We start from the raw sequence: 16,868 nt of genomic DNA on the forward strand, positions 1-16,868 counted from the left end.
ATGACCGAGTACACCGACCACCACGCCCCCGAGGGCCTGCGCACGCGCGGCACCGTCATCGTGGTGCCCGGCAGGGGAGAGACCCGGGAGACCTACACCCGGCTGGGCAGGCGGCTGGCCGCCGACGCCTACCGGGTCCGCGTGGTCGACGCCCCGGACCTCGGCGCCGACGACCTGTCCGGCCGACTGGCGGACCTCGGCGCCCGGTTGACGGCCGCAGTGGACGGGGTGGCAGGGGAGGACGGTGTCGTACACCCGGTCGTACTGCTGGGTGCGGACACCGGGGCCCTCGCCGTCGCCGCGCTCCTCGGCCGCGAGGACGCCCCCGGCGCCGCACGGCCCGACGCCGTCGTACTCGCCGGACTTCCCGGCCGCACCGCCACCGCCGTCGGCACCTGGGACGAGGAGCTCGACGTACGGACCTCCTGCCCCGCCCACCGCGGCAGGCTCACCGACGACACCCGGGTGCGGCGAGGCTCGCTCGGCGAGGCGGTGCCGGACGCCCTGCTCTCGGCCGCCTACGACAGCGAGTCCGATGTCCCGGCGCTGATCCTCGCGGGCGACACCGATCCCCTCGCGGACCACGACGCACTCGTCCGTACGGCCAAGTCCCGTCCCCGCGCCCGGCTCTCGATCGTCCGGGGCGCCCACCACGACGTCCTGAACGACCTTCAGCACCGCTCGGCGGCGGCCGAGGTCGTCACCTTCCTGGAGACCCTGCGCAACGACCTGGTGCCCCTGGTCGCCGTGGAGACCAGCACCTGGTGAGCGGTACCGCACCCGTCACGTCCTGAACCCCGACTCCCGAAAGGTCCCCTCATGGCCGCGATCCTGTCCGTTTCCGGAAGTCCTTCGGCAACCTCCCGTACCGCGCGACTCCTGCGTCACCTGGACGACCGGCTCCGGGACCAGGGCCACGACGTCATCTCCCTGGAGGTACGCACTCTGCCCGCCGAGGCGTTGCTCGGTGCCGACTTCCGGCACCCGGCCGTCGTCGAGGCCACGGCGCTGTTCGAGCAGGTGGACGGAGTGGTGATCGGTACCCCGGTCTACAAGGCCGCCTACTCGGGGCTGCTGAAGTCGCTGCTGGACCTGCTCCCGCAGTACGCGCTGGCCGGCAAGACGGTGCTGCCGCTCGCCACCGGCGGCAGCACGGCCCACGTCCTGGCCATCGACTACGCGCTGCGCCCGGTGCTGAGTTCCATGGGCGCCGCGCACATCGTCCAGGGCTGGTTCACGCTCGACAAGGACATCACCGCCCAGGAGGACGGCACGCTGACCGTGGCCCCGGGCGCCGCCGAGGCCCTGGCCCAGGTCACGGACCAGTTCTCCGCGGCGCTCGGGGGCCGTACGACCGTACTGGCGCAGGTCGGCTGAGCCCAGCGTCCTGAGGGTGGTCGCCCGGGGGTGAATTTTTTACGGTGCCTTTGCCATTCGGGAACCTCTGCGACCGTGGGAGCCGTTCATCTGGCGGACCGCGAACAGGCGTGAGAAATGATCACGACCTGACAGGCAACAGGCAACAGCAGAAGCCGAGGTGGCAGTAGTGGCGATGTGGGACCGGCTCAAGGACCAGGCCAAGAATCTCCAGCAGGCGCAGAGCGCCAGGGGAGGGAGCGGGCAGCAACACGCCCCCGCCGGGCAGGGACACGCCCCCGCAGGCCAGGGGGCGCACGGCGGCCGTGCGCCCGGTTCGTCCTCCGGCGGCTCCAAGGCCCAGCTGCTCGGGCTGTTCAAGTCCCAGCTCGCGTCGGTCAAGACAGAGCTCAAGAGCGGCGCCTACCGGGACGCCAGCATGGCCATGTGCGCACTGGTCGCGGCGGCCGACGGACAGGTCGAGCCGGCGGAGCGGCAGCGCGTGGAGGAGCTGATCGTCTCGAACGAAGTGCTGCAGAACTTCCCGGCGGACCAGCTCCGCCAGCGGTTCAACCAGCACGTGGACCGGCTCGTGGCCAACTTCGAGCACGGCAAGGCCGAAGCCCTGAAGGAGATCGCCAAGGCGGCCAAGAAGCCGGCGGAGGCCCGCGCGGTCGTCCAGACGGGCATGGTGGTCGCGGGCGCCGACGGGCACTTCGAGGCGTCCGAGCAGTACGTCATCCGTGACGCGTGCACCGCCCTCGGTCTGTCACCCACGGAGTTCGGCGTCTGACACAGCCGCCGTCGCTGTCGCCGTCGGCTCCGCCGCCCCGCGGAGCCGACGGTCCCGGTGCCGTGTCCGCTCCCGGTGCCCCGCCGGGGCGGCGGCCGCGCGCCCACTCCGTGGCGCACATCCCGCTCATCGGCGGCACCCCTCAGCGGTCCCCCTGCTCCGGGCCTCTGGTCGGCGGAGTGAACTGGCCGGTATACAAGTCCAGTTACCGTGCGCGGGCGCCGTCGACGGCCCGGCACGCCGTCCCGGACCCAGGGGGAACCCGATGAACCGTCGCACCCAGTACGGCAGTACAGCATCGGTATCGGTATCGGCATCGACATCGGTATCGGCATCGAGGCGTCGCCGGGCGACCGCCGTCGCCGCGGCGCTGAGCGGCTGCGCCCTCGTCATCGCGTCCGCGGCCCCCGTCGCGGCACACGGCGACCGCCACGACCGCGGCCAGGGGCACGGGAGCGGACACGGGCAGGGCCATGGCAAGGGCTCCGACTACGTGGCGCTGGGCGACTCCTACACCTCGGGACCGCTGATACCCGAGCAGGTGGACGCGAACTGCGCCCGTTCCGACCACAACTACCCCTCGATCGTCGCCTCGGCACGCAGAACGTCCTCGTTCAAGGACGCGAGCTGCAGCGGCGCCACGACCGAGCACATGTGGAAGGCACAGGGGACCAACCCTCCCCAGCTCAACGCCCTGCGACGGAGCACCGACCTGGTGACGGTGCAGATCGGCGGCAACGACATCGGGTTCAGCTCCATCATCGGCACCTGCGCCCAGCTGAGCGCGCAGGACCCCGCGGGCAATCCGTGTCAGCGCCACTACACCTCGTCCGGGGCCGACCAGCTGGCGCTGAAGATCCTCGACACCGCGTCCGAGGTGACCCGAGTGCTGCGCGCCGTGCACGCCAGGGCGCCGCACGCCCGCGTGCTCGTCGTCGGCTACCCGGGTCTCCTGCCGGACGACGGCAGCGGCTGCTACCCCTCGGTGCCGTTCGCGGCGAAGGACTTCCCCTATCTGCGCGACACCGGCAAGCGCCTCAACCTGATGATGCGTGTGGTGGCGCGCTTGAACCGCGCCGAGTACGTCGACACGTACGGCCCCACGATCGGGCACGACATGTGCAAGGACCCGGCGGTCCGCTGGATCGAGCCGCTGCAGCCCGCGTCGCCCGCGGCCCCGGCCCACCCCAACGCCAAGGGCGAGGCGGCCATGGCGCGCGCCGTGCTGAAGCAGCTGAGGAACTGAGGAACCGGGGAACCGGGGAACCGGGGAACTGACCGGCGACCGAGGAGCCGATCGATCGGGGAAGGGAGGGGAAGGGCGAGGAAGGGGCAACGGACGGCGCGCCGACACGACCGGTCCGCCGACTCGCCGACCGGAGCAGGTGCGTCCGCTCGTCTCATCGAGGGATCACCATGTGCGATGAGGGCACTCGGGGGCAGAGGGGAGTGGGGGAAGCCCGACAGAACGCGGCCGGTGAAGGGATGAACATCGTGGTACGACCGAAGATCTTGGTGGTGGGAGCGGGCTTCGCGGGAGTGGAGTGCGTCCGCCGCCTGGAGCGCAAGCTTGGACCCACCGAGGCCGACCTGGCGCTGGTGACACCTTTCTCCTACCAGCTCTACCTGCCGTTGCTGCCGCAGGTCGCCTCGGGGGTGCTCACCCCGCAGTCGATCGCCGTGTCGTTGCGCCGCAGCCGCAGGTACCGCACCCGGATCATCCCCGGCGGTGCCATCGGCGTGGACGTGAAGGCCAAGGTCTGCGTCGTCCGCAAGATCACGGGGGAGGTCGTGAACGAGCGGTACGACCAGATCGTGCTGGCGCCGGGCAGCGTCACCCGCACCTTCGACATCCCGGGCCTGGCCGACAACGCCCGCGGTATGAAGACGCTCGCCGAGGCCGCGTACATCCGTGACCACGTGATCTCGCAGCTCGACATCGCCGACGCCAGCTTGGACGAGGCCGAACGGGCGGCCCGGCTCCAGTTCGTGGTGGTCGGCGGGGGCTACGCCGGTACCGAGACGGCCGCGTGCCTGCAACGCCTCACGCACAACGCGATCAAGCGCTACCCGAGGCTCGACCCGAAGCTGATCAAGTGGCATCTGATCGACATCGCACCCAAGCTGATGCCCGAACTGGGCGACAAGCTGGGCAGGAGCGCCCAGGACATCCTGCGCAGGCGGGGCATCGACGTCTCGCTGGGCGTGTCCATCGAGAAGGCGGGCCCCGAGGAGGTCACCTTCACCGACGGCCGGGTGATCCCCACCCACACGCTGATCTGGACCGCCGGAGTGGCGGCGAGCCCGCTCATCGCGACCCTGGGCGCCGAGACGGTCAAGGGGCGGCTCGCGGTCAGTTCGGAGATGTCGCTGCGCGGACACGACGGCGTCTTCGCGCTCGGCGACGCCGCCGCGGTGCCGGACGAGGCCAAGGACGTGGCGGGCGCCGTCTGCCCGCCGACCGCCCAGCACGCGATGCGCCAGGGCAAGCACGTCGCCGACAACGTGATCGCGGCGCTGCGCGGGCAGCGGATGACGCCGTACGTCCACAAGGACCTGGGACTCGTCGTCGACCTCGGCGGCCTCGACGCCGTGTCCAAGCCGCTCGGGGTCGAACTGCGCGGGCTGCCCGCCCTGATCGCCGCCCGCGGGTACCACTGGTCGGCGCTGCGCACCAATGTGGCGAAGGCCCGGGTGGCGACGAACTGGGCGCTGAACGGCTTGGCGGGCGACGATTTCGTACGCACCGGGTTCCAGTCCCGTACCCCCGCGACGCTGCGGGACTTCGAGTACACGAACGCGTATCTGACCCCGGAGCAGATCCGGGAGCGCACTGAGACGGGGTGACGACAGCCGCACCGGGAGCCGGCTGACGGCGCGGTGACCGCCGGCCGCCGGTCCGCCAGCCGCCGGTCCGCCGGCCGGCGGACCGCGACCCGCCCCCCCATGCCGGATGCCCTCGCCCCCGTGCCGCCAGTGCGGTGGCCGCCGCTCCTTGTTCCCCGCAGGAGCGGCAAGGACGCCGTGGGTACCATCGACGTGCCCGTCGGCATCGGTGGCATCGTTGTGCTCCCACGCGCCACCCAGACGCCTGCCACACCTGCACGACCACACCTACAGGACCGCACCACGGGGGGCCCTCGGCCCTCACCACACGATGGGGTAACCAGTGCTTCTGAAAACCTTCGGCTGGTCGTTCGCGGTCACCGCGCTCGCCCTGGTCGCGGCGGTCCTCTACGACGGGTGGACCGCCTTCGGTCTCGTGGCGATCCTCGCCATCCTCGAGATCTCCCTGTCGTTCGACAACGCCGTGGTCAACGCCGGAATCCTGAAGAAGATGAACGCCTTCTGGCAGAAGATCTTCCTCACCATCGGTGTCCTCATCGCCGTGTTCGGCATGCGGCTGGTCTTCCCCGTCCTCATCGTGGCCGTCAGCGCCTCCATGGGCCCGATCAAGGCCGTGGACCTCGCGCTGACGGACAAGGACCGCTACCAGCAACTGGTGACCGACGCCCACCCGTCGATCGCCGCGTTCGGTGGCATGTTCCTGATGATGATCTTCCTCGACTTCATCTTCGAGGACCGGGACATCAAGTGGCTGGGCTGGCTGGAACGCCCGCTCGCCAAGCTCGGCAAGGTCGACATGCTGTCGGTCTGCATCGCGCTGATCGTGCTGCTGGTGACCGCGATGACCTTCGCGACCCATGCCCACCAGCACGGCGGTGTGCACGCCGACAAGGCGGAGACGGTGCTTCTCTCCGGACTCGCGGGTCTGGTCACCTACATGATCGTGGGCGGCCTCTCCGGCCACTTCGAGAACAGGATCGAGGAGGACGAGGAGCGCGAGCACGAGGCGGAGGACGAGGCCCAGCGCACCGGCAGGCCCCGCTCGGCGGTCGCCCTGGCGGGCAAGGCCGCGTTCTTCATGTTCCTGTACCTGGAGGTCCTGGACGCGTCCTTCTCCTTCGACGGCGTCATCGGCGCCTTCGCCATCACCAACGACATCGTCGTGATGGCGCTGGGCCTGGGCACCGGCGCGATGTACGTCAGGTCGCTCACCGTCTACCTGGTCCGCCAGGGCACCCTCGACGACTACGTCTACCTGGAGCACGGCGCCCACTACGCCATCGGCGCCCTGTCCGTCATCCTCCTGGTCACCATCCAGTACGAGATCAACGAGGTGATCACCGGCCTCGTCGGAGTGATCCTGATCGGCTGGGCCTTCTGGTCCTCGGTACGCCGCAACCGAGCCCTGGCCAAGGAGTCGGCGACCTCCCTCTCGACCTAGGCGCCCACGGCCCCAGTGGTGGGGCCGTGGTGCGCGCCCGGACGTGGTCAGTGCGGGCGGGGGGCGTACATGATCACGGCCATGCCGGCGAGGCAGATCAGGGCGCCGGTGATGTCGTAGCGGTCGGGGCGGTAGCCGTCGGCGACCATGCCCCAGGCGACGGATCCCGCGACGAAGATGCCTCCGTAGGCGGCGAGGATGCGCCCGAAGTCGGCGTCGGACTGGAGAGTGGCCACCACCCCGTACAGGCCGAGAGCGATGACGCCCGCGCCGATCCAGATCCAGCCCCGGTGCTCGCGGATGCCCTGCCACACCAGCCAGGCGCCGCCGATCTCGAAGAGCGCGGCGACGACGAACAGGGCAAGGGAACGAGCGACGGTCATGACGCCCGACCCTACCCGCGGCGCACGCCCATGATCCCTCGGCCTCAGCCCTTCGCCGCGGCCCGGTAGGGCCGGAAGAAGGCGCGCAGTTCCTCCGCGTAGAGCTCCGGCTCCTCGAACGGCGCGAAGTGCCCGCCGCGCGCGGGCTCGTTCACGTACACGGTGTTCGCCGTGCGGTCGAGCCACGCCCGCGGTGGCCGGAGGATGTCGCCGTGGAAGAGCGAGAAACCGGACGGCACCTCGACCCGTCGGGTGAGCTGCTCGGGCGGGATCGCGGAGTTCGCGTGGTACATGCGCATCGACGAGCCGATCGTCTCCGTGAGCCAGTAGAGCGTGACGTTCGTGAGGATCTCGTCCTTCGTGAAGCTCCGCTCGACGTCGCCGTCACAGTCGCTCCAGGCCCGGAGTTTCTCCACGATCCACGCGGCGAGCCCGGCCGGCGAGTCGGTGAGCCCGGCGGCGGCGGTCTGGGGCCTCGTGCGGTGGACGGCACCGTAGGCACCCTCGCTCGCGCCCCAGGCAGCGACGTCCGCGAACCAGGCGCGCTCCTCGGGCGCGAGCTCGGCCGGATCGCCGGTGAACACGGGCAGACCCCCGTCCATACGGTGGACGGCCACGACCCGGTCGGGGTGGTCGAGCGCGAGATAGCGGCTCACGTGGCTGCCGATGTCCCCGCCCGCCGCGCCGAACCGCGCGTAGCCGAGGACGTCCATGAGCTCGGCCCACAGTCCGGCGACCGCGATGGAGTCGAGAGGCGGGCCCGTGGGGCGGTCGGAGTACCCGTAGCCCGGCATGTCGGGTACGACCACGTCGAACGCGTCGGCGGGGTCGGCGCCGTGCGCACCGGGGTCGGTCAGCAGCGGGACGACCTTCGAGTAGCGCCAGAAGGAGTCCGGCCAGCCGTGGCTGAGGACCAGTGGCAGTACGGGACCGGCCGGTGCGACGGCCCGCGCGTGCACGAAGTGGATGCCCAGGCCGCCGAGCCGGGCGCGGAAACGGGGCAGCCGGGCGAGCGCCGCCTCCTGCGCCGGCCAGTCGAACGTGTCCGCCCAGTGGGCGACGAGTTCACGGAGATAGGCGACATCGGTCCCGAGCGACCACCCGGCGTCCTCGGGCGCGTCCGGCCAGCGTGTGGCGCGCAGCCTGGCGCGGAGGTCCTCCAGCGCCGCGGGACCGGTCTGCGGGGTGAAGGGTTCTGGTGCGGTCGTCGGGTCCGGCATGGCACGCATGCTACGGGGCGCACTCCGCTGGACGCGCGGCGGTGGTGTGTCCGGTCTTGTCCCGGATGACGAAGGGGGACGATGTGCCGGAGAGCACCTATGTAGGACGCATGAATGCTGGGAGGGCGGGTAACGGAGCGCCTGTGAACGGAGAATGAGGGCGATGCGGGTGGGACCCAACGACGACGACGGTGACGGCTGTGCGGGGCTCGACGGCGACCTGATGGAGACCGGGTACGCCACGGGTGGCGACGACGGATGCATCGCCGATGCCCGTCATCACGCCAGGGCCTTCCTGGAGCGGGCCCGTGGCCGTCAGCCGTCCGTGACGGCCCGTGTCGTGGGGCTGATCCAGCTGGTGGTCAGTGAACTGGTCACCAACGCCTGCAAATACGCCCCGGGCCCTGTTCTGATGGAGCTGCGCGTCACCCACGAGGCCGTGGACGTCGTCGTGTGGGACAGCGACCCGACGGTTCCCGAGGCCCGCGTCGCCGATCCCGACAGGGTCGGTCAGCACGGCCTGGAGATCGTCAAGGCCGTGGCCCAGGACCTGGAGATCCGCAGGGAGCCGGTCGGCAAACGCATCAGGGCCCGCATCGCCCTGTCCGACGCGTCCACGAACGGCACCGCCACCGCCTGTGCTTGACGCGTGACGTGCGTCGACACGTGACGCGCGGGGACGGGCGAGGGACGGGCAGGGGACGGGCGAGCGGACCGTGACCGCCGCCGCGATCACCCATTGACGGATCAGGACGCAGCTCAGTACCGTTGCATGTGGCATTGAGTGTCAGCGTCAAGCCCTGGCTCGCTGGCCGGCAACCCTCGTACGCGGTGGGGTGCTCCAGGTGAAAGCCCGGCAGGGCCGCCGGCTCTGCAAGTGCGTGACCCCGTGACCGGGGTCCGACGATCTGGAGGACCGTGGTGCGACGCAGTGTCGACCTGAACGCCTCGATCGCGACCGCGCCGGCGTTCTTCCGGTTCTCCCGCCGGCGCCACATCGATCTGCAGCGCATCACCAGCTGTCTCTGTCACGGCTGACCGGGTCCCGCTGCCGGCCGCTTGACCGCACGGCTGCCGGGCTTCGCTCGGCCGGCTGACGTCCGCAGACCCCCGTGCGCCGCCTGGGCCGGCCGGTTCCCGCGGCAGTGTTCCGCGGGCGCTCAGGGGCTGTCGGCTCCACAGCGATGTCACGCCGTCATCGGCGTCCTCCCCTTCCTCCCCCTCGCCTTCCTCCCTCCCTCCCTCCCTCCCTCCCTTCCTCCCTGTCTGAACCCAGCTGCCCCGAACAGGGGCGGCACCACCTGCGGTTCCCCTTGTACGCATGGGCGCGCGCCGGGAGATCCATGGGCGCGGGTCTGGTGATTTTCGAGTAGGAGAAACGATTCCGTGAAACCGTATCCGGATTCCAGAGCCACCCGGTGGACCGCGCCCGCCGCGCTCGTGACAGCCGCCCTGCTGTCGCTGAGCGCCTGCTCGTCGGGCAGCGGGACCGGCTCCGGCGCGGGCGGCGGCGAGGGCCCGGCCCGGTCCGGCGGCACGCTGACGTTCGCGGTGGGGTCCGACGCGGGCTGCGTCGATCCGCAGCAGGTGGGCAGCAACGACACGATCTACTCGCTCCGCCAGGTGGTGGACTCACTCACCGACCAGGATCCCAGGACCGGCAAGATCGTGCCGTGGCTGGCGAAGAGCTGGGACATCGACGCGGACGCCACGACCTTCACGTTCCACCTGCGCTCGGGAGTCACCTTCAGCGACGGGTCACCGCTGACCGCACAGGTGGTCAAGGACAACTTCGACGCGGTGCCCGACCTCGGCGCGCTGGGCACGCTGGCCCAGGGCTACTTGAGCGGCCTGGAGAAGACCACCGTGGTCGACCCGCTCACGGTGCGGGTGAGGTTCAAGCAGCCCAACGCGCAGTTCCTCCAGGCCACGGCGACGCACTCACTGGGCATCGAGTCCTCGGCCAGCGTGAGGAAGAGCCCGCAGGACAAGTGCAGCGAGGGCGTGATCGGGTCCGGTCCCTTCGTGCTGAAGAGCTATGTGCAGAACCAGTCGATCAACCTGGCCAAGCGTGCCGAGTACGCCTGGGGCTCCTCGCTGTGGACCAAGAAGGGCGAGGCGTACCTGGACAAGCTGGTGTTCAAGGTGGTGCCCGAGGCGGGGGTGCGTACCGGCAGCCTCCAGTCCGGGCAGGTCGACGCGATCGGCAGCGTCGGCAAGGCCAACGAGACGGCCCTCAAGGGCGGCCAGGTGGGGTTGCAGGGACGGGCCAATCCCGGTGCCGTCTTCAACCTCGGGCTGAACAACTCCCGTCCGCTGCTGAAGGACGTGAAGGTACGGCAGGCGCTCCGGCTCGCCATCGACCGGCAGCAGATCGTCGACGCCGTGTTCCCGACCGGGACCAAGGCGGCGACCAGCATCCTGGCGCACACCACACCGGACTACACGGACCTGGGTCCGGACCTGGCGTTCGACCCGGCGAAGGCCAAGTCCCTGCTGGAATCGGCCGGTTGGAAGGCCGCCGCGGACGGCAGCAGGACGAAGGGCGGCACGAAGCTGCGCCTGACCGTCAAGTGGTTCGCCAACGCGGCCACCAACCAGCCCGCCCTTGAGCTGATCCAGCAGCAGCTCAAGGCGGTCGGTGTCGACGTGGTGCTCAAGGAGCAGCAGATAGCCCAGTTCGCACCGACGTTGCAGTCCGGTGAGTTCGACGCGGTGTGGGGCAACGTGACCCGCGCCGACCCCGACATCCTGCGCAGCCAGTACTCCACCCGGCTGGCCAACTTCTATCACCTGCCCACGAGCGACCTGGACGCGGCGCTGACCGAGCAGGCGGCGACCACCGATACGGCAAAGAGGCAGCAACTGGTCGAGCGGGCACAGAAGTTGATCGTCCAGAACGCGTACGTCGTCCCCGTGGTGGAACTGCAGACCCAGCTGGGGGTGGCGAAGAAGGTGCACGACCTCGACTTCGAGGCCTCCAGCCGGATCCAGCTGCACGACACCTGGATCGGCTGATGCCCCCCACGGCACCGGCCTCGGCCTCGGCCTCGGCCTCGGCGTCGGCGTCGGCGTCGGCGAAGGAAGTGAGCGGGGAATGCGTGGCTATGTGATCAAACGCCTGGCGCAGGCGCTCGGGGTGCTGTGGGCGGCGTACACGGTGTCGTTCTTCGTCCTGGACTACCTGCCCGGTGACCCGGTCTCCGCGATGGCCGGCGCCGGAGCGGACTCCGGCCAGGTCGACCCGGCGCAGATCGCCGAACTCCGGCATCAGTACGGCTTCGACAAGCCCGTGCTCGTGCAGTACGCCGACCACCTCGGCAAAGCGGTGCGCGGGGACTTCGGCGACTCGGTCTCCACCGGCCGCCCGGTGACCTCGACGCTCGCCGACGCGCTCCCGCAGACCCTGCAGCTGACGGGTGCGGCGCTGCTGCTCGCGGTGCTCCTCGGCGGCGGTCTGGCCGTCCTCGCGACCTACACCACCCGGCGCTGGCTACGGCAACTGCTGCTGTCGTTGCCGCCGTTGGGGGTGTCGGTACCGACGTTCTGGGTCGGCCTCGTGCTGGTCGAGCTGTTCTCCTTCCGGGCGCGGTGGTTCCCCGCGTTCGGCAACGACGGGCTGCGGGGGCTGGTGCTCCCGGCGGTGACCCTGGCCGTCCCGACCGGGGCACTGGTCGCCCAGGTGCTGGCCAAGAGCCTGCTCACGGCGCTGGACCAGGCCTATGTGGAGACGGCGCGGGCCAAGGGCGCCGACCGGCTGCGGATCCATCTGCGGCACGCCCTGCGCAACGCGGCACTGCCCGCGCTGACGATCGTCGGACTGCTGGCCGGACAGCTCGTCGCCGGGTCGGTGGTCATCGAGACGGTGTTCTCCCGCGACGGACTGGGCCGGGTCACGGCCGCGGCGGTCACGGCCCAGGACATCCCGCTGGTCCAGGGGGTGGTGGTGTTCGGCGCGCTGATCTTCGTGCTGGCCAACCTGCTCGTCGATCTCGTCTATCCGCTGCTGGACCCGCGGATCGTGGTGGCTTCGAGCAGGAAGGTGCGCCCCGTATGAGCCAGACCGTTGTCGACGATGCCGCCGGTGGCGCCGGGCTCGGCCTGGCCCGGCCGGTCGCCCCGGACGACGAGCCGGGAAGCGCACCCGGGACCGGACCGGGCGACGACCCGGGGCGCGGGTTCGAACCCAGGCGCGCCGCCCGCTTCCTCCTGCTGCGGCCGGGACTGCTGGTGTCGGGCCTCGTCGTGGTCCTGGTGGTCCTGGCCGCGTTCTGGCCGGGCCTGTTCACCTCGGACGACCCTCTGAAGGGAGTGCCGGCGCAGAACTTTCAGGGCCCGAGCGGCGCACACTGGTTCGGGACCGACGAACTGGGCCGCGACGTGTTCTCCCGGGTGGTGCACGGTGCGCAGCTGTCGCTGAAGGCGACCCTGATCGCGGTGGGCGTCGCCTTCGTGGTCGGCGGTCTGCTCGGTCTGGTCGCCGGGTTCGTGGGCCGCTGGGTCGAGGACGTGGTGATGCGCTTCGTCGACGTACTGCTGTCCATCCCGGCGCTGTTCCTCTCCCTGGCCCTGGTCACCGCGCTGGGATACGGGACGGTGAAGGTCGCGGTCGCGGTCGGCATCGCCAGTGTCGCCGGCTTCGCCCGGGTGATGCGCGCGGAGGTGCTGCGCGTACGGCAGGCGGTCTTCGTCGAGGCGTCCCGCTCCTGCGGGGCCCGCTGGTACTCGGTACTGGGCCGGCACGTGCTGCCCAACGCGCTGGGCCCGGTGATCGTGCTGGCCACCCTGGAGTTCGGCACCGCGGTCCTGGCCGTCTCGTCGCTGAGCTTCCTCGGTTACGGAGCGCCGCCACCGGCGCCGGAATGGGGCACGTTGATCTCCGACGGACGCAACTACCTGGGCAACGCCTGGTGGCTCACCGCGCTGCCCGGACTGGTCATCGCCGCGACGGTGCTGGCCACGAACCGCATCGCGCGGGCGCTGGACGGCGAATGGTCACGGCAGCGATGACCGGCCGGCGGACGAACGAACCCGAGAGGGACGAGGCCGTGACGAACGAAGCAGTGACGAACAGAGCTGTGACGAACAGAGTTGTGAAGAACCGGGCCACGCCGCCCGGAGCCGCGGAGGACCCGGCGACGACCTCCACCGCCACCTCCACCTCCACGGCCACCAGCACCACCGCCGTCGCCGATCCGAGCGGAGGAGGCGCGCTCCTCGAAGTGCGGGGCCTGTCGGTGTCGTACCGCACCCGCGGCGGTGTCGTACACGCCGTGCGGGGCGTGGACCTCGAGGTGCGGCCGGGTGAGGTGACCGCGGTGGTGGGGGAGTCGGGATCCGGCAAGAGCACGACCGCGCACGCCGTCATCCGCCTCCTGGCGGCGAACGGCCGCATCGACGCCGGCACGGTCCGCTTCGGCCGGCACGACCTCACCGCGCTGTCGGAACGGGAGCTGCGTACGATCCGGGGCGCCGGGATCGGCCTCGTGCCGCAGGACCCGTCGGTGTCGCTCAACCCGGTCAAGCGCATCGGTGAGCAGGTCGCCGAGGTGCTCCGCATCCACCAGCTGGCGACACGGCGGTCCGCGCCGCTGGACGCGATCGCCGTCCTCGACCAGGCCGGGCTGCCCGACGCGGCCACCCGCGCCCGGCAGTACCCGCACGAACTCTCCGGCGGGATGCGGCAACGCGTCCTGATCGCCATCGCCATCGCCGCGAAGCCGAAGCTGATCATCGCCGACGAGCCGACCAGCGCGCTCGACGTCACCGTGCAACGGGTCATCCTCGACCATCTGCAACACCTCGCCGAAGAGGCCGGCACCTCGGTGCTGCTGGTGACCCACGACCTCGGTGTCGCCGCCGACCGGGCCGACCGGATCGTGGTCATGTCGCAGGGCAGGGTCGTCGAGACCGGCCCGACCCGCGACATCCTCGCCGATCCCCAGCACGAGTACACCAGGCACCTGCTGGCCAGCGCTCCCAGCCTGGCCACCGCACGTGCGCGGGCCACGGTCTCCACCGCGCCAGCCGCCGCACCGAGGACAGCTGCGACGACGGTGGCACCGCTGGTCGAACTCCGCGGCGTGGTCAAGGAGTTCCGGCTGCCGCGCACCGCGGGTTCGGCCCGTACGCTACGCGCCGTCGACGACGTCAGCCTCACGGTCCACCGCGGCCGGACGCTCGCCCTGGTCGGTGAGTCCGGCTCCGGGAAGTCCACGACCGCCCGCCTGGCACTGCGCCTGACCGACCCCACCGCAGGGCGCGTCCTCTTCGACGGCGCCGATGTCACCACCGCCCGCGGAGCACAGGCCAGACAACTGCGCCGCCGGGCCCAGCTCGTCTACCAGAACCCGTACGCCTCGCTGGACCCCCGGTTCTCCATCGGCGAGGTGATCAGCGAACCGCTGCGCGCCTTCAAGGTCGGCGACCGTGCCTCCCGGCTGGCCCGAGCCCGGGACCTGCTCGGCCGGGTCGCCCTGCCCGCCTCGGTGCTGGACCGCCGCCCCGCCGAGCTGTCCGGAGGGCAGCGGCAGCGGGTCGCCGTCGCCCGCGCCCTCGCGCTCTCGCCCGACCTGGTGGTCTGCGACGAACCCGTGTCGGCGCTCGACGTCTCCGTCCAGGCCCAGGTCCTCGAACTGCTCGCCGAACTCCAGGCCGACACCGGAGTGGCCTATCTGTTCATCTCGCACGACCTGGCCGTCGTACGCCAGATCGCGCACCAGGTGGCCGTCATGAAGGCCGGCCGCGTCGTCGAGACGGGCGCCACCGAGGACCTGTTCACCCGCCCCGGCCACGACTACACCCGCGAACTGCTCGCGGCGATACCCGGTGGCCGCCACAAGGACGTACCCGAGTCTCCCCTTCCCTTCCCTCAGGAGCAGACATGACGGTTCAGGACAGCCCGGCCGACACCGAGGCATTCACCCACGCCTGGCAGGAGTGGCACCGCGGGCAGGAGGCCCGCATCGGCGACCCGCACGGGTTCCTGGCCATCACCGACCTGCACTGGCTGACCGACGAGCCCCGACGCTTCACGGACGCTCCGGGCCGCTGGTCGACCGATGCCGACGGCGTCCTCGTGGTCCTGGACGACGGTGAGGAACTGGTCGTCGACGGCACCTCCGTACGCGGCGAGCACCGCTTCGGCGTGCTCGCGGAACGCGCCAGCGTCAACGCGGTCTGGAACGACGCCGTGATCGAGGTGGCCAAGCGCGGCGGGCACGACATCGTCCGGCCCCGGCACCCGGACAACCCGCTGCGCACCGACTTCGCCGGGACGCCCGCCTACACCCCGCACCCCCGCTGGGCCGTGTCCGGCCGTTACGTGGCCTTCGACGAGCCCCGTCCGACGACCGTGGGCGCCGCGGTGGAGGGGCTGGAGCACGTGTACGACGCGCCGGGGCGGATCGAGTTCGCACTGGACGGGCTGGCGCTGTCGCTGACCGCGTTTCCCGGGCACGGGCCGGGCAGTCTGATCGTGCTGTTCACGGACGCGACCTCCGGAGTCACCACCTACGCGGCCAACCGGGTCCTCGCGCTGGACGCGCCGGCCGCGGACGGCACGATCGAGCTGGACTTCAACCGGGCCGCGAACCTGCCGTGCGCCTACACGGACCTGGCCACCTGCCCGCTGCCGCCGGCGGAGAACCGGCTGCCGCTGCCGATCGAGGCCGGGGAGAAGATCCCCTACGAGCGCGACGCGCGGAGCCGGTCGTGAGCGCCCCCGCCATCAGCTCGCTGGCCTTCCTCACGCCGGGCAACTTCGCCGACGACGACCCGTACACGGGCCTGGAGGAGACGCTCCAGCTGTTCGAGTACGGCGAGCGGCTCGACTTCGACGGCGCCTGGATCCGGCAACGCCATCTGGAACACGGTGTCGGATCGGCCGCGGTGTTCCTCGCGGCGGCCGGCCAGCGCACCGAGCGGGTCGAGCTGGGGACCGCGGTCATCCCGATCGGGTACGAGAGCCCGTTCCGGCTGGCCGAGGACCTGTCGTTGGCCGACGTGCTGTCCCGCGGCAGGCTGCAGGTCGGGTTCAGCACCGGCATGCCGCACGCCGAGCTGCTCGGGGACCTGGTGTACGACGGCGACTGGCGGGGCTACGACCTCTCCTACGGCCGGGTCGCCCGCGTCATCGACAACCTGCGCGGCGACTACCTCGGCGGTCCGGACACGGTGATCCAGTCACCGGGCAACACCCAGCGGCCGCGCCTGCAACCGCACAACCCGGCCCTGGTGAACCGGACCTGGTACGGGGGAAGCCGGCTGCCCTCGACCCGGTGGGCCGCCGAGCAGGGCCTGAACCTGCTGACCGGCAACATCGTCACCGGTGAGGGCACCGACGACTTCACCACCGCCCAGCTCACCCTGATCTCCGAGTACCGTCGCACCGTCCCGGCCGACCGCCCGGCGCGGGTGGCGCTGGGCCGTGTGATCGTGCCGTTCGACAGCGCCGACGCGGCCACCCGGGCCCGCTACCGGGACTACGCGGCCGCCCGCCACCGGCGCACCCTGGCACCGCAGGGGCCGAAGCGGATGCTGTTCGCCCCGGACGTGGTGGGTACGGCGGAACAGATCCTGGAGCAGCTGACGGCGGACCCCGTGGTCTCCGCCGTGTCGGAACTGCGCCTGGAGCTGCCGTACGAGTTCCAGCGAGCCGAGTACGAGCAGATCCTGCACGACGTCCGCCATCTGATCGCACCGGAACTCGGCTGGCACCCGGCAGGACAGCCCACGTCGCCGGTAGCAGTCCCGGCACGCCCCTGACTCCATCGGCCAACTCCATCGGCCAACTCCAGCGGCGTACGACCTGGTGTTCCGCCGCTCCA

At 71.1% G+C, this 16,868-nt stretch carries 16 protein-coding genes and 1 riboswitch; of the genes, 14 read left to right on the plus strand and 2 right to left on the minus strand.

What is annotated here, in order from left to right; all coding sequences use genetic code 11:
* From ACLVWQ_RS05610 to ACLVWQ_RS05635, 6 genes are all read left to right on the plus strand, one after another.
* A complete protein-coding gene (locus ACLVWQ_RS05610) occupies positions 1–768 on the plus strand; it encodes an alpha/beta hydrolase (protein ID WP_414107026.1) in 768 nt (255 codons plus the stop codon).
* A 51-nt stretch (positions 769–819) separates the two neighbouring features.
* On the plus strand, positions 820–1,377 hold the full coding sequence (ssuE, locus tag ACLVWQ_RS05615) for an NADPH-dependent FMN reductase (RefSeq protein ID WP_414107027.1): 558 nt from the start codon (positions 820–822) through the stop codon (positions 1,375–1,377).
* A 169-nt stretch (positions 1,378–1,546) separates the two neighbouring features.
* Positions 1,547–2,149, plus strand: a complete 603-nt coding sequence (locus ACLVWQ_RS05620; protein WP_414107407.1) for a tellurite resistance TerB family protein — start codon at positions 1,547–1,549, stop codon at positions 2,147–2,149.
* Positions 2,150–2,414: 265 nt separating this feature from the next.
* Positions 2,415–3,395 carry an SGNH/GDSL hydrolase family protein gene (locus ACLVWQ_RS05625; protein ID WP_414107028.1) on the plus strand — a complete coding sequence of 327 codons (981 nt, stop codon included), beginning with the start codon at positions 2,415–2,417 and terminating at the stop codon, positions 3,393–3,395.
* A 239-nt stretch (positions 3,396–3,634) separates the two neighbouring features.
* On the plus strand, positions 3,635–4,996 hold the full coding sequence (locus tag ACLVWQ_RS05630) for an NAD(P)/FAD-dependent oxidoreductase (RefSeq protein ID WP_414107029.1): 1,362 nt from the start codon (positions 3,635–3,637) through the stop codon (positions 4,994–4,996).
* Positions 4,997–5,318: 322 nt separating this feature from the next.
* The gene (locus tag ACLVWQ_RS05635; protein WP_414107030.1) at positions 5,319–6,437 is read left to right on the plus strand and encodes a DUF475 domain-containing protein; all 1,119 of its coding nucleotides are present in this window, start codon (positions 5,319–5,321) and stop codon (positions 6,435–6,437) included.
* 47 nt (positions 6,438–6,484) lie between these two features.
* On the opposite strand, the gene ACLVWQ_RS05640 is transcribed toward ACLVWQ_RS05635, so the two are convergent.
* Both ACLVWQ_RS05640 and ACLVWQ_RS05645 read right to left on the minus strand, forming a co-directional pair.
* Positions 6,485–6,820: a YnfA family protein gene (locus ACLVWQ_RS05640; protein ID WP_414107031.1), complete on the minus strand. Its 336-nt coding sequence runs from the start codon at positions 6,818–6,820 to the stop codon at positions 6,485–6,487.
* Positions 6,821–6,864: 44 nt separating this feature from the next.
* A complete protein-coding gene (locus ACLVWQ_RS05645) occupies positions 6,865–8,040 on the minus strand; it encodes an epoxide hydrolase family protein (protein WP_414107032.1) in 1,176 nt (391 codons plus the stop codon).
* A gap of 163 nt (positions 8,041–8,203) precedes the next feature.
* Between ACLVWQ_RS05645 and ACLVWQ_RS05650 the strand changes: the two genes are divergently transcribed.
* From ACLVWQ_RS05650 to ACLVWQ_RS05685, 8 genes are all read left to right on the plus strand, one after another.
* Entirely contained in the window at positions 8,204–8,686 is a 483-nt protein-coding gene (locus tag ACLVWQ_RS05650) for an ATP-binding protein (RefSeq protein ID WP_414107033.1), read from the plus strand.
* Between the two features lie 130 nt (positions 8,687–8,816).
* Positions 8,817–8,926: riboswitch (SAM riboswitch) on the plus strand.
* Positions 8,927–8,958: 32 nt separating this feature from the next.
* Positions 8,959–9,078 (plus strand): putative leader peptide, encoded by a 120-nt coding sequence (locus ACLVWQ_RS05655; RefSeq protein ID WP_414107034.1) that lies wholly within the window; start codon positions 8,959–8,961, stop codon positions 9,076–9,078.
* Between the two features lie 348 nt (positions 9,079–9,426).
* A complete protein-coding gene (locus tag ACLVWQ_RS05660; RefSeq protein WP_414107035.1) occupies positions 9,427–11,058 on the plus strand; it encodes an ABC transporter substrate-binding protein in 1,632 nt (543 codons plus the stop codon).
* Between the two features lie 79 nt (positions 11,059–11,137).
* A complete protein-coding gene (locus tag ACLVWQ_RS05665) occupies positions 11,138–12,097 on the plus strand; it encodes an ABC transporter permease (protein ID WP_414107036.1) in 960 nt (319 codons plus the stop codon).
* Positions 12,094–13,050: an ABC transporter permease gene (locus ACLVWQ_RS05670; RefSeq protein ID WP_414107037.1), complete on the plus strand. Its 957-nt coding sequence runs from the start codon at positions 12,094–12,096 to the stop codon at positions 13,048–13,050. The genes ACLVWQ_RS05665 and ACLVWQ_RS05670 overlap by 4 nt, the downstream gene beginning before the upstream one ends.
* Positions 13,032–14,927 carry a dipeptide ABC transporter ATP-binding protein gene (locus tag ACLVWQ_RS05675; RefSeq protein ID WP_414107038.1) on the plus strand — a complete coding sequence of 632 codons (1,896 nt, stop codon included), beginning with the start codon at positions 13,032–13,034 and terminating at the stop codon, positions 14,925–14,927. Before ACLVWQ_RS05670 ends, ACLVWQ_RS05675 begins: the two co-directional genes overlap by 19 nt.
* Positions 14,924–15,757: a DUF1684 domain-containing protein gene (locus ACLVWQ_RS05680; RefSeq protein WP_414107039.1), complete on the plus strand. Its 834-nt coding sequence runs from the start codon at positions 14,924–14,926 to the stop codon at positions 15,755–15,757. Before ACLVWQ_RS05675 ends, ACLVWQ_RS05680 begins: the two co-directional genes overlap by 4 nt.
* Positions 15,754–16,806 carry an LLM class flavin-dependent oxidoreductase gene (locus ACLVWQ_RS05685; protein WP_414107040.1) on the plus strand — a complete coding sequence of 351 codons (1,053 nt, stop codon included), beginning with the start codon at positions 15,754–15,756 and terminating at the stop codon, positions 16,804–16,806. The genes ACLVWQ_RS05680 and ACLVWQ_RS05685 overlap by 4 nt, the downstream gene beginning before the upstream one ends.
* Positions 16,807–16,868 lie beyond the last annotated feature (62 nt).

Origin of the sequence: Streptomyces sp. CWNU-52B (assembly GCF_047444975.1) — a bacterium.
Lineage (GTDB): Bacteria > Actinomycetota > Actinomycetes > Streptomycetales > Streptomycetaceae > Streptomyces.

Excerpts from the sequence above, each read along its gene's own strand:
- ACLVWQ_RS05610 (WP_414107026.1), top strand. The coding sequence starts at position 1 with ATGACCGAGTACACCGACCACCACGCCCCCGAGGGCCTGCGCACGCGC.
- ssuE (WP_414107027.1), top strand. The coding sequence starts at position 820 with ATGGCCGCGATCCTGTCCGTTTCCGGAAGTCCTTCGGCAACCTCCCGT.
- ACLVWQ_RS05625 (WP_414107028.1), top strand. The coding sequence starts at position 2,415 with ATGAACCGTCGCACCCAGTACGGCAGTACAGCATCGGTATCGGTATCG.
- ACLVWQ_RS05630 (WP_414107029.1), top strand. The coding sequence starts at position 3,635 with ATGAACATCGTGGTACGACCGAAGATCTTGGTGGTGGGAGCGGGCTTC.
- ACLVWQ_RS05640 (WP_414107031.1), bottom strand. The coding sequence starts at position 6,820 with ATGACCGTCGCTCGTTCCCTTGCCCTGTTCGTCGTCGCCGCGCTCTTC.
- ACLVWQ_RS05645 (WP_414107032.1), bottom strand. The coding sequence starts at position 8,040 with ATGCCGGACCCGACGACCGCACCAGAACCCTTCACCCCGCAGACCGGT.
- ACLVWQ_RS05650 (WP_414107033.1), top strand. The coding sequence starts at position 8,204 with ATGCGGGTGGGACCCAACGACGACGACGGTGACGGCTGTGCGGGGCTC.
- ACLVWQ_RS05665 (WP_414107036.1), top strand. The coding sequence starts at position 11,138 with ATGCGTGGCTATGTGATCAAACGCCTGGCGCAGGCGCTCGGGGTGCTG.
- ACLVWQ_RS05670 (WP_414107037.1), top strand. The coding sequence starts at position 12,094 with ATGAGCCAGACCGTTGTCGACGATGCCGCCGGTGGCGCCGGGCTCGGC.
- ACLVWQ_RS05675 (WP_414107038.1), top strand. The coding sequence starts at position 13,032 with ATGGTCACGGCAGCGATGACCGGCCGGCGGACGAACGAACCCGAGAGG.
- ACLVWQ_RS05680 (WP_414107039.1), top strand. The coding sequence starts at position 14,924 with ATGACGGTTCAGGACAGCCCGGCCGACACCGAGGCATTCACCCACGCC.